Consider the following 11,098-nt stretch of genomic DNA (forward strand, 5'->3'; position numbering starts at 1 on the left):
TGTCCGAGACGATTGACAGAAACCATCGAGGTAGCGGTCTACCAGAAACGTTGCTGGGTCAAACGACTCCACCCATTGACCAGCACACGCTCCAGCGAGCTGCTGGCCGCCAGCCCGACGCGCTCTTGCAGGCTCTTGCGTTCGGCATAGTGCAGATGGAACAACTCGGCATGTTTTGCGCGGTCGGACAGGTATTCATCGCTGGTCTTCAGTTCGTCCACCAACTGCTTGTCCAGGGCCGCGACACCCAGCCAGATTTCGCCGGTGGCCACTTCATCGATGGCCAGTTGCGGGCGGTACTGCGAGACAAAGTTCTTGAACAGGCGATGGGTGATATCCAGGTCCTGCTGAAACTTCTCACGGCCTTTTTCAGTGTTTTCGCCAAACACGGTCAAGGTGCGCTTGTACTCGCCGGCGGTCAGCACTTCGAAATCGATATCGTGCTTCTTCAGCAGCTTGTTGACGTTGGGCAACTGCGCCACCACGCCGATGGAACCGAGAATGGCAAAAGGTGCACTGATGATCTTGTCGCCGATGCAGGCCATCATGTAGCCGCCGCTGGCCGCGACCTTGTCGATGCAGATGGTCAGCGGGACGCCGGCCTGACGGATACGCGCCAGTTGCGAAGAGGCCAGGCCATAGCTGTGGACCATGCCGCCACCGCTTTCCAGGCGCAACACCACTTCATCCTTGGGCGTGGCCAGGCTCAGCAGCGCGGTGATCTCATGGCGCAGGCTTTCGGTGGCCGACGCCTTGATATCGCCATCGAAATCCAGCACGAACACCCGCGTCTTGGCTTCGGGCTGCTTCTTGTGTTTTTTCTCGCCCTTGGCCTGCTGCTTGCGCAGGACCTTGAGCTGGTCCTTGTCGAGCAGGCTCTGCTCCAGGCGCTCGCGCAGGCCCTTGTAGAAATCGTTGAGCTTGCTGACCTGCAACTGCCCCGCCGACCGGCGCCGACCTTTGCTGCGTAGCGTGGCCGCGGTCACCAGGACCACGACAATCGCAATAACCAGGGTAACGGTTTTAGCCAGAAAACTTGCGTACTCGGCAAGAAACTCCACGGTGACTCCTTACAAAATCAGGCGGCCCCCGTCTGTGGGGGCTCACGACCGGTCCAGCATACCGTCGAGGCGGCCTTGCGGCCAGTTGTGGCACCGCCTGAATTGTGTCTCTAACAAACATTTCAAACGAGCGTATGTTTTTTTATTGACAGGCTTCCGCCATCCTCATAACCTCGCCAGACCTTCAACGTACCGGGACGACGCGGACGTGGGCAGCATTTATCTGATTCGACATGGCCAGGCCTCCTTCGGTGCGGACGACTACGACGTGCTCTCGCCGATCGGTATTCGCCAGGCCGAGGTCCTCGGTAAGCACCTGGCCGACCTGGGCCTGAGCTTCGACCGTTGCCTGGCCGGCGACCTGCGCCGCCAGCAGGATACCGCGCTCACCGCCCTGGCGCAGTGCGACGGCGCCGGCCTGTTGGTCCCGCCCCTGGAAACCGATACAGCCTTCAACGAGTTCGACGCCGACGCGGTGATCCGCGCGCTGTTGCCCGGCTTGCTGCCGGATGAACCCGAAGCCCTGCACATCCTGCGCAACGCCGCGCAAAACCGTGGCGAGTTCCAGCGCCTGTTCGCCCTGATCATCGAGCGCTGGCTCAGTGGCCAGCATGACACCCCGGAGCTGGAAAGCTGGCTGGGGTTTGTCGCCCGGGTCGAGGGCGGGCTGCGGCGGATTCTCGAACAGGCCGACAACAGCCAGAAAATCGCCGTGTTCACCTCCGGCGGAACCATCACCGCCCTGCTCCACCTGATCACCCGAATTCCAGCCAGGGAAGCCTTTGAGCTGAACTGGCAGATCGTCAACACCTCGCTCAACCAGCTCAAGTTTCGCGGTCGCGAGGTGGCCCTGGCGTCCTTCAACAGTCAAGCGCACCTGCAACTGCTGAAGGCCCCGGAGCTGATCACCTTCCGATAAGCTCCGGCCCACCGTGACCCTTGGGGTCGTTGCCGTATTTACCCATAAAAGGATCGAACCATGACCTCTGTAGCCCACGCCGTAGAAGCAATGAAAACCAAGTTCAACCCAGCTGCCGCTGCCGGCCTGGACGTTGTCTTCGGTTTCCGTATCGATGACACCCAGCACTTCTCGCTGATCGTCAAGAACGGCACCTGCGAACTGCTGGAAGGCGAAAACCCGGATGCCAACGTGACCCTGGTCACCGACGGCGAAACCATGAAAGGCATCGTCAGCGGCGACACCGACGGCATGCAGGCATTCATGGGCGGCAAGCTGCGCGTCGAAGGCGACATGATGCTGTCGATGAAGCTGAGCGAGCTGTTCCCGGCCTGATCCACGCCTGCATAACAGTCGAAACCCGATAGCTCATGATGCCCACCCCGGCGTCGTGGGCATCGGGTTTCGTGCGTTATATCGCCCCCCCCCCCCCCCGAGCAAGCCTGCTCCGGCAATGGGCACTCTTGCCAAGCACCGCTTTCCCTCTACGCTGGCCTATCAGGCACGCTGATCATCCTGCAACACCCCGGCCTATAACAGCGGGCCGCGCTTGTAGGCAGACAGGGCGAGCATTAGATTAGTCAATAATCTCTGGCCTCCAGAATAAGCAGAAGGGATAAGCATGACGCTTACTGACCAGTCCACCCGTATCCGCGCCGGCGAAGAGCTGGATGCCGGCTTGATCGATCCGTATCTCAAGGCTCATATTCCGGGCCTGCACGGCCTGCCGACGATCAGCCAGTTCCCCGGCGGCGCCTCGAACCTGACCTACCTGATCCGCTACCCGGAACAGGAATTTGTCCTGCGTCGGCCGCCGTTCGGTCACAAGGCCAAGTCCGCCCACGACATGGGCCGCGAGTTCCGCATCCTCAACCAGCTCAAGGACGGTTTTCCGTACTGCCCCAAGGCTTATGTGCACTGCACCGACGAGTCGGTGATCGGCGCCGAGTTCTATGTGATGCAGCGGGTCGAGGGCATCATCCTGCGCTCCGACCTGCCACCGGAGCTGGGCCTGGATGCCGCGCAGACCGAAACCCTGTGCAAGAGCTTTATCGACCGTCTGGTCGAACTGCACCAGGTCGACTACACGGCCTGTGGCCTGGCTGACCTGGGCAAACCCGAGGGTTACGTCGAGCGGCAGATCCGTGGCTGGAGCGAGCGTTACGAAAAAGCCCTGACCCCTGACGCCCCGAGCTGGGAAGCGGTACGGACCTGGCTCAAGGACAAGATGCCCGCCGACCATCCGACCTCGAGCATCGTGCACAACGACTATCGCTTCGACAACGTGATCCTCGATCCCCACAACCCGATGCAGATCATCGGCGTGCTCGACTGGGAACTGACCACTATCGGCAACCCGCTGATGGACCTGGGCAACACCCTGGCTTACTGGATCGAGGCGGGCGACCCGGCCCCGGTGCAATTGATGCGCCGCCAGCCCAGCCACGCCCCCGGCATGCTGACCCGTCGCCAGTTCGTCGACTACTACGCCGAACGCTCGGGGATCGCCATCGACAACTTCGATTTCTACTACACCTACGGCCTGTTCCGCCTGGCCGGCATCGTGCAGCAGATCTACTACCGTTTCTTCCACGGCCAGACCCAGGACAAACGCTTTGCGCAGTTCATTCACATGAACAAGCTGCTGGAGCAGATGAGCCTGAAAGTCATCCAGTCGTCCAGCCTCTGACCGCGCCTACAACCAGGAAAATCACCATGTCCAAGACCCAGTTGTTCGACCTCGATGGCAAGATCGCCTTTGTTTCCGGCGCCAGCCGTGGTATCGGCGAGGCCATTGCCAAGCTGCTGGCCCAGCAAGGCGCCCATGTGATTGTCTCGAGCCGCAAGCTCGAAGGCTGCCAGCACGTGGCCGATGCGATCATCGCCGACGGCGGCAAGGCCACCGCCATCGCCTGCCATATCGGTGAAATGGAACAGATCAGCCAGGTCTTCGCCGGTATCCGCGAGCAGTTCGGGCGTCTGGACATCCTGGTCAACAACGCCGCCACCAACCCGCAGTTCTGCAATGTGCTGGACACCGATCTCAGCGCGTTCCAGAAAACCGTCGACGTGAATATCCGCGGCTACTTCTTCATGTCGGTGGAAGCCGGCAAGCTGATGCGCGAGCACGGCGGTGGCAGCATCATCAACGTGGCTTCGATCAACGGTATTTCCCCGGGCATCTTCCAGGGCATCTATTCGGTGACCAAGGCCGCCGTGATCAACATGACCAAGGTTTTCGCCAAGGAGTGCGCGCAGTTCGGCATTCGTTGCAACGCCCTGCTACCGGGCCTGACCGATACCAAGTTCGCCTCGGCCCTGGTCAGCAACGAAGCGATCCTCAAGACCGCCCTGCAACAGATCCCCCTCAAGCGCGTCGCCGCGCCGAGCGAAATGGCCGGGGCCGTGCTGTACCTGGCCAGCGATGCCTCCAGCTACACCACCGGGGTTGCGCTGAACGTGGACGGTGGTTTCCTGTCCTGATCATGAAATAAAAATTCCATCAGTTGAATTTATTGAATTTAAATTCTATAAATAGCCCTTCCTGAAAATAATAATCAGAGGGCGTGGTGATGGACGAGTTGGGAATAGGCTTGATCGGCACGGGCTTTATGGGCCGTGCCCACGCGCTGGCATTTCACAATGCCAGCGCCGTATTCGAACTGCCGCTGAAGCTGCGCCTGGTGGCACTGGCGGATGCCGACGCCCGGCGTGCCGAATCCTGCGCCCAGGCCTGGGGTTTCGAGCAGGCCTACGGCGACTGGCAACAACTGATTGACGATCCCCGGGTCGGGGTGGTGGCCATCACCACGCCCAATCACCTGCATTTCCCCATGGCCATGGCTGCCCTTGCGGCGGGCAAGGCGGTGTACTGCGAAAAACCCCTGGCGGTCGACCTGGATCAGGCCACGCAAATGCGTGACGCCGCCCGCCAGGCCGGCGTGGTCACCCGCGTCGGCTACAACTACCAGCACAATCCGATGATAGACCTGGCCCGGGAGCTGATCCAGAGCGGCGAACTGGGGGAAATCGTCGGTTTCCAGGGCGAATTCAGCGAAGACTTCATGGCCGACCCCGCCTCGCCCTGGTCCTGGCGTTGCGAAGCCCAGCATGCCGGCGGCGCCCTGGCCGACCTGGGCAGCCATCTGCTGGCCATGGCTCGTTATCTGCTCGGCGATATCAGCGCCGTGTGTGCCGACACCCGCACCGTCCATGCACAGCGCCCGGCCAGTGCCGGCAGCCTGGAGACCCGTGGGATTGCCGTCGACGATCAGGTCCACGCCCTGCTGCGCTTCGCCAATGGCGCCCGGGGCACCTTCAGCAGCAGCTGGCTCAAGCACGGCTACAAGAACCACCTGAGCTTCGAGATCAGCGGCACCCGGGGCACCCTGGCCTTCGACCAGGAGCGCCTGAACGAACTGCAACTCTGCCGCGCCGGCCAGAGCGGTTTCCAGCGCCTGCTGGCCGGGCCGCATCTACCGCGTTACGCAGCCTTCAGCCCGGCCGCCGGCCATCAGTTGGGTTACAACGAACTCAAGGCCCTGGAGGTCCAGGCATTGATCGAGGCGCTGGCCGGTCGAAGCCAGACGGGGACCGACTTCGAAGAGGCCTGGCAAGTGGAGCGCCTGGCGACAACAATTCGCCGGGCGGCCAGGGAGCGGCGCTGGGTCGATGTCAGCGAGCTGTAGAACCTGTGGGGCAGGACTTGTGGCGATCCGACAAGCTCCGCTCCCACACACCCACACAGAACGATGCATTACTTGAGGCTGGCGGCAACCTTGTTGGCCACATCCACGGGCAACCAGGCCTTCCAGACCTCCGGATGCCCCTTGAGGAAAGCCTCCGTCACCTGGCGTGGCGGCAGGCGCTCCTCGCTCATTTTCGCCAGCGCCTGGTTCAACACATCAATCGGCAGGTCGACCTTGGCGAAAAACGCCAGTATCTGCGGGTATTGCGTCTTGAACGGCGTAGACACGCCAATGCTCAGCTTCGAAGCCAAAGAACGGCTCGGCTTGGGATCAGGATTCTCCGGGTCGGTCAGGGTCTTCCAGGCCTCGGCATCAAAGGCCGGCTCCTGCAACTGGACCAGCTTGAACTTGCCCAACAGCGGCGTCGGCGACCAGTAATAGAACAGGATCGGTTTGCCACGCCGGATCGATGAGGTGATCTCCGCATCCAGCGCCGCTCCGGAGCCACTGCGAAAGTTCACATAACTGTCGGTCAGGCCGTAGGCCTTGAGTTTCTGCTGGTTGACGATTTCCGATGTCCAGCCGATCGGGCTGTTGAGAAAACGGCCCTTATCCGGGGACTCCGGGTCGCGGAACACATCCTTGTAGCGGGCCAGGTCCGCGACCCCGTGCAGATCCGGCGCCAGGGGCTTGATGCCACGCTCCGGATCGCCCTTGATCACGTACTCCGGCACCCACCAGCCCTCGGTGGCACCCTTGACGGTATCGCCAACGGCTGCAACCTCACCCGCCGCTTCAGCCTTGACCCACACCGGACTGCGTCCGGCCCACTCTTCGCCAATCACCTGGATATCATTCTTGGCCAGGGCCGTTTCCAGGGTCACCGTGGTGCCGGGCAGCATATCGGTCGGCAGGCCGTAACCTTTTTCGACGATATACCGCAGGATGTCGGTGATCAGGCTGCCACTTTCCCAGTTCAGGTCGGCAAAGTGGATCGGCTGGGGCGCGGCTCGAACCGCCAGCGGCATGGCGCCGATACAGAAAACAGCCAGGGCGCTGGCGAACAGCGCGCGAAATCCTTTCATGGAATCACCTCAATCGCAGATCGTTTTTCGGCGAAAAGTCCGAAAGCCCGGAAATATTCAGTCAGCAGAACTGTAGTCGAGGTTCCCGGAATGATGCGCCAGCGATCAATGAGTATCTGGCGACTGAAGTTGCTGCAACTCACGTCGGACCATGCTGACATACTCCGCAGGCCCCAGTGCATACAATTGCGCCGCAACCCAGTTGAGCCAGGCGCCCTGCAGTTCGGCCTTGCGTTCGAACAACCGGCGGGCCTCGGCACTGGCCTGCCGCACATGCTGTTGATGGAACTCGGCCCGGGTCAAACCCATTACTCGCTGGCCTTGAAGGTCAGTTCGCCCTTGCGCCAGCGCGCGGCCTTCTTGGTCACGTCCTTGAGGGTCTTGCTCAAGGTGCCCTGCAACTGTTCATGGGCGGCAAACACCATCACCACGGTATGCCCTTCCTTGAACACAATGCCATGGCCTTCCGGTACGGTGATATAGGCATAGTCGCCCAGGCCATAGACCGTCAGTTTGATCTCGCGAAACTTGATGTCGAACTTGCCGCCTTCGCGGCTGGGCAATACCGCGGCACGAAAATGATCGCCGACCTTGAGCTCCAGGTGCTGCTTGTCATCGACCACCAGGGAGGTTTCGGTGTCGATCTCGGCGATGTAGATGCCTTCGGCGGTTTGTTCGGTGATATAGACGAAACGCGATTGAAACTGCTTGACCAGCTTGGCCCGAAGATCACCCAGTACAAACAGTGCATGCATATCCAGATTACTGACTGCCAACGAAAAGTCCTCAAACTCGAAAAATGAAGCCGCCCGGCAAGTGTCAGGCAACACAAAACGATCGGTCACCGCCGTCGGTTACTGAATAGAAAGCCCTGATGTTTGCCCGCGCGGCCTGGCGATGCTCACCGGTGCGCAGCAAGCCTAATGGATGCAAGGTCCCATGACTTCTGCGAAGTGTCATCAGCGCTTGAAGGAAAACACCGCATTGCACCGATCACGGGAAACCGGCAACTGAATTTGCGAGGGAAGGCCTTCCTGAAAAAAAGTAATTTCCGACATGCAGGTTGCAAAAAATGCCCTGGATGAAATCAGCCCCTGGGCACTGGAAGTGATTCTAGAACACGTCAGGCCATTCGGGCCAATCAAACTACCCGTGAGCAGCATCTTACAAGACAAAAAGTACTCAATTGTGTCCAGTCTGTCGCAAATACCCTGTAGAAGCGCTCGTCGAGACTACAGAATGCCATCCCGCGGTCGATAATCTGGCAAGCGTCATTCCCGGAGTATCGCCGATGATCAACTTGAATGTTTCCTTGATCCCACCCGCCTTCCTCCTGTCGTCCCCCGAAGAGAGCGGTAGTGCCGCCAGCCGTCTTTCGTCCGACCCTTTGCTGGATGGCGACAGTGGCTTGAATCTGCTGGGCGACAGCCTGGCGGCCAATGCAAAGGCGGCGCAGGATCGGGTCAAGAAACTCCGGGCACAGATCGAGCAGTTGCAACAACGACTGCGCAAGGCCAATGCGCACCTGGCCGCGACCAAAAGCGGCCACCACCCCAACGCAGCGGCGCGCGAAGCTGCTGTCCAGCCGGCCAAGGCCCAGGTCGCAGCCCTCGGCGCCGCACTGAACGGCACCAGCACCGCGCTGTTCATGGCGGAAAAGCTGATGGCCGGGATGACTGATACTTCGGCCTGAGCAACTCCCACAGTCTTGCAGTGGTTGAACCGGCCTCTTCGCGGGCAAGCCCTGCTCCTACAGTTTTTTGTCGAACACTCTCTTGAGTACGACACAACACTGTAGGAGCAGGGCTTGTCGGGACGCCGCACCGCCGCGAAGAGACCCTTGAGTACACCATCAGCCTTTTTTGGGTGCACTTTCCGGCTTGTAGCCCAGGCGCAGCCCGCCCCAATGGCGGCCCTTGACCATGATCGGCACCGACAAGTCATGCATCAGCTCACCCGTGTCGCGGGTATAGGTCTGCAACAACAGCGGCTGCTGGTGGCTGCCACAACGAATCCCCGTACGGTCATCGAACTTGCGCTTGGTCCGGTTGTGCAGCGTGTCCTGCTGCGGGTTACCCGTCAGGGGCTGGCAAAACGCCTGGTTATGGGTCGGCACATAGCCCTGGGGCGTACAGGCGATGGCAAACACCAATCCTTCATGGCGCGCCAGCAACGGCTCCTGGATCGCCGGCAGGACCTGATCGGTGTAACGGTCGAAACGCGTCTGGTATTTGGCCGGCGAGGTATTGGCGATCGGCTGGTACGTCCGGTCGAACAGGTCATCAAGACTGATGCGGTTCTGTTCGATATCCGCCTCGAAACGCGCGGCAATCTGTCCGGCCCCTTCACGGGCGAGGTCGTAGACCCGCTGGTGGTAATCGTCCAGGCCGACCTCGGCCAGGCGCTGGCTGATGGTCTCGGCCTGCCCTTCCATCTGGGTCGCCGCCTGGGTCAGGTGGCGGGTCTGCTGGTCGCTGACGGCCAGGTCGCCGCGCATCTGCTCCACCGCCGTGAACAGGCTGTCCAGTTGCTCGCGGTTGCTCTGTGCACCGCGGGCGATCTCGCCCACCTGCGCTTCGACACTGGCCGCCAGGCCGGCGATATTCGCCAGGTGCCGGCCGGTATCCTCGACCTGCTCCACACCGCCGTCCAGATCCTGGGCCAGTTGACGGATCTGCTCGACGACCTGGGTGGTGCGCTGCTGGATATCGGCCACCATGACCCCGACCTCATCGGTCGCCGTGGCCGTGCGCCCGGCCAGCCCGCGTACTTCGTCGGCGACCACGGCAAAACCGCGACCATGCTCGCCGGCGCGGGCCGCCTCGATCGCAGCGTTAAGGGCCAGCAGGTTGGTCTGGCTGGCGATCGCCTGGATCACCAGGGTCACCCGCTGGATTTCTTCGCTGCGCTGGCTCAGGGCCTCGATTGTCTGGCGACTGGCATTGGCCTGCTGGCTGAGCCGGTGCATGCGGCCGATGGACTCCGCCAGCACCGTATGCCCTTCGGCGCTGCTGCTGCGGGCCTGACTGGCCGAGCCGAGGGCCTGCTGGCTCAAGTGCGAGGTGGTCTGCTCGGTGCTGATCACCTGTTCGGCACTGGCGACAATCTGCGCGGCGGCACTGAGCTGCGACTGCACCTTGCCGGCCAGCTGCTTGACCGCAAAGGCCACGCCAGCGGCGGACAGGGCGTTATGGCTGGTGGTATGGGAAAGGTCGCGGGTCAATTGCGCCAGGGTATCGCCGCCGCTCTGCACGGCTGACACCGGGGCCTGGCGCATCCGCAGGCGCGGCAGCCAGATCAACAACAGCGCCAGGGGCAGGCAAACGCCCAGGGACCAGCCGGCAAAGGCCATGGCCGACAACAACAGCGCCAGCCCCACGCTCTGTATCAGGGGTGTCAGCCAGCGCAGCGCCGGTTTCGATGGCACGTCCACGTGCGACCCGACCCCAGGCAGAATTCCTTCTCCAGACATGTACTTACCCACCGTGAGCTTCTAGTTGTTTTTTTGCATTAAACGCCACTATCGGGCCATTAGCCATGGTCCGTTAGTTGTAGGGCGCATGCATCAACGATAGCTGCTATGGGGCGGGTGTGGAGGCGGGTTTATCGACGATGAACGATGACGCGGCGTGACAGAAACACCGCGTCGTCCGGATCGCCGGCAAGCCGGCACCTGCAGGGGGCAGCGATCAGGCCTGGCGCTGATGCTTGTCGATCTGCTCGTGACGTTCCTGAGCTTCGATGCAGTACTTGGTGGTCGGGCTGATCAGCAGGCGCTTGAGGCCGATCGCCTCGCCGCTGTCGTCGCACCAGCCGAAGGAGTCGTCGTTGATGCGCAGCAGTGCCTGTTCCAACTGCGGCAGCATGCGCTGGTCGCGGTCGATGGCGTTCACCAGCCAGGTGCGTTCTTCTTCAACGGAAGCGGCGTCAGCCGGGTCAGCCGGGGTATCGAGACTCTCGATGGCAATACGGTTCTGCTCGATACGCTCGTGGGTTTCGACTTTCATCGCTTGCAACAGCTCGGTAAAGAAAGCCAGTTGCTCGGCGTTCATGTAGTCGTCCGCCGGCATGGCCAGCAACTTTTCCTTTGTCATTGATTTCTCTATAGAAAATACGTGCATTAAGGCGAATTAGGGAGCGTTCTGCGCACCTGAGGGGATGCACAGAAAGGCGCCGTCCATTCCAAGCGCCACCCGGCACTCAATTTACGAGGGGCGGCAGTCTAAGGCCGAGTTATCGAGTCAGCAACTGAAATGACAGCAAAAACGTCCGATGCGCCCACACAGGCGCTCTGGCGCCGGTCCC

The 11,098-nt window shown here is 61.3% G+C and carries 12 protein-coding genes; 6 read left to right on the top strand and 6 right to left on the bottom strand.

Annotated features, from left to right (window positions below):
* Positions 1-38: 38 nt before the first annotated feature.
* Entirely contained in the window at positions 39-1,061 is a 1,023-nt protein-coding gene (sohB, locus tag M5B42_RS25585; protein ID WP_248747393.1) for a protease SohB, read from the bottom strand.
* A 208-nt stretch (positions 1,062-1,269) separates the two neighbouring features.
* On the opposite strand from sohB, the gene M5B42_RS25590 reads away from it, so the two are divergent.
* The 5 genes from M5B42_RS25590 to M5B42_RS25610 all read left to right on the top strand — a co-directional run bounded on the left by M5B42_RS25590 (position 1,270) and on the right by M5B42_RS25610 (position 5,708).
* Positions 1,270-1,980 (top strand): histidine phosphatase family protein, encoded by a 711-nt coding sequence (locus M5B42_RS25590; protein WP_103498880.1) that lies wholly within the window; start codon positions 1,270-1,272, stop codon positions 1,978-1,980.
* 60 nt (positions 1,981-2,040) lie between these two features.
* Positions 2,041-2,355 carry an SCP2 sterol-binding domain-containing protein gene (locus tag M5B42_RS25595; RefSeq protein ID WP_248747394.1) on the top strand — a complete coding sequence of 105 codons (315 nt, stop codon included), beginning with the start codon at positions 2,041-2,043 and terminating at the stop codon, positions 2,353-2,355.
* 286 nt (positions 2,356-2,641) lie between these two features.
* A complete protein-coding gene (locus M5B42_RS25600) occupies positions 2,642-3,709 on the top strand; it encodes a phosphotransferase family protein (RefSeq protein ID WP_152739540.1) in 1,068 nt (355 codons plus the stop codon).
* 26 nt (positions 3,710-3,735) lie between these two features.
* Complete coding sequence (locus M5B42_RS25605; protein ID WP_103498883.1) at positions 3,736-4,503, top strand: SDR family oxidoreductase; 768 nt, start codon at positions 3,736-3,738, stop codon at positions 4,501-4,503.
* A gap of 89 nt (positions 4,504-4,592) precedes the next feature.
* Entirely contained in the window at positions 4,593-5,708 is a 1,116-nt protein-coding gene (locus tag M5B42_RS25610; protein ID WP_248747395.1) for a Gfo/Idh/MocA family oxidoreductase, read from the top strand.
* A gap of 68 nt (positions 5,709-5,776) precedes the next feature.
* On the opposite strand, the gene M5B42_RS25615 is transcribed toward M5B42_RS25610, so the two are convergent.
* The 3 genes from M5B42_RS25615 to M5B42_RS25625 form a co-directional block, all read right to left on the bottom strand.
* Positions 5,777-6,793, bottom strand: a complete 1,017-nt coding sequence (locus M5B42_RS25615) for an ABC transporter substrate-binding protein (RefSeq protein WP_103498885.1) — start codon at positions 6,791-6,793, stop codon at positions 5,777-5,779.
* Between the two features lie 105 nt (positions 6,794-6,898).
* Positions 6,899-7,102, bottom strand: coding sequence for a hypothetical protein (locus M5B42_RS25620; RefSeq protein ID WP_103498886.1), 204 nt, complete (start codon positions 7,100-7,102; stop codon positions 6,899-6,901).
* On the bottom strand, positions 7,102-7,569 hold the full coding sequence (locus M5B42_RS25625; RefSeq protein ID WP_100943867.1) for a hypothetical protein: 468 nt from the start codon (positions 7,567-7,569) through the stop codon (positions 7,102-7,104). The genes M5B42_RS25620 and M5B42_RS25625 overlap by 1 nt, the downstream gene beginning before the upstream one ends.
* A 515-nt stretch (positions 7,570-8,084) precedes the next feature.
* Here M5B42_RS25625 and M5B42_RS25630 point away from each other — a divergent pair.
* Complete coding sequence (locus M5B42_RS25630; protein WP_248747396.1) at positions 8,085-8,486, top strand: hypothetical protein; 402 nt, start codon at positions 8,085-8,087, stop codon at positions 8,484-8,486.
* A 159-nt stretch (positions 8,487-8,645) separates the two neighbouring features.
* Here the strand turns inward: M5B42_RS25630 and M5B42_RS25635 are convergent, their stop codons facing one another.
* Positions 8,646-10,145 (bottom strand): methyl-accepting chemotaxis protein, encoded by a 1,500-nt coding sequence (locus tag M5B42_RS25635; RefSeq protein ID WP_248747415.1) that lies wholly within the window; start codon positions 10,143-10,145, stop codon positions 8,646-8,648.
* Between the two features lie 337 nt (positions 10,146-10,482).
* On the bottom strand, positions 10,483-10,887 hold the full coding sequence (locus M5B42_RS25640) for a TraR/DksA family transcriptional regulator (protein ID WP_100943636.1): 405 nt from the start codon (positions 10,885-10,887) through the stop codon (positions 10,483-10,485).
* Positions 10,888-11,098 lie beyond the last annotated feature (211 nt).

It is taken from the genome of Pseudomonas sp. MWU12-2037 (genome assembly GCF_023242345.1).
GTDB classification, from domain to species: Bacteria; Pseudomonadota; Gammaproteobacteria; order Pseudomonadales; family Pseudomonadaceae; genus Aquipseudomonas; species Aquipseudomonas gingeri_D.